At 78.3% G+C, this 572-nt stretch carries 1 protein-coding gene and 1 pseudogene; both read right to left on the bottom strand.

The window, feature by feature from the left end; all coding sequences use genetic code 11:
- Positions 1 to 196, bottom strand: a 196-nt coding sequence (locus tag GTW08_RS31405) for a hypothetical protein (RefSeq protein WP_237453470.1), incomplete at its 3' end; no start/stop codon positions are given.
- Positions 197 to 257: 61 nt separating this feature from the next.
- Positions 258 to 572 (bottom strand): annotated as a pseudogene (locus GTW08_RS02220) (hypothetical protein); the annotation flags it as partial.

Here is a 572-nt window from a genome sequence, read left to right on the forward strand (position 1 = left end):
GTGCCGCGGGGCCCGGCGGCACGTGCTGCTGGGCCGGGATCTCCGCGGCCGGTGCGTGGTCGGCGACGCTGCGGCTCGCGGTGTGCAGCCGCCGCGATGCCGGACGCGGGGCACGGCGCGACGCCGACCGGGGACGGCCCCCCGGGTGCGCGGAGGTGCCGTTCCGTCCGTCCGGGGTCGCCGAGTCGTCACTCACGTCGCGATTGTTTCGTACCGCTCCGCAACCGTCCACGTGGACACGGCCCCGTCCGGCGATGTCACGTACGTGGTGTGCCACACCGTCGGGCGACGGCGTCACCGGGCGGGGGACATCCGGGTGGGTGAGGTGTGGCGGGCGGCCCGTGCCGGGCGTCGACCACGGCCCGGGTCCACACCCCCACCCCGAGGGCGACGGCGTCGTCGAGGTCGGCGGCGGTGTCGACGTCGCGGCGCAGACCGGGACGGACACCGGGCAGCGGGCGTGCCCCGGAGGCGCTGTGCCGGGCGGCCGACCCGCGGCCGAAGTGCGGGTCGAGGTCGTGGCCCGGCGCGACGAGCAGCAGCGTGGTGCCCTCGCCGGGGGCGTCGGGCTG

It is taken from the genome of Pseudonocardia sp. SID8383, from assembly GCF_009864975.1.
GTDB lineage: Bacteria > Actinomycetota > Actinomycetes > Mycobacteriales > Pseudonocardiaceae > Pseudonocardia > Pseudonocardia alni.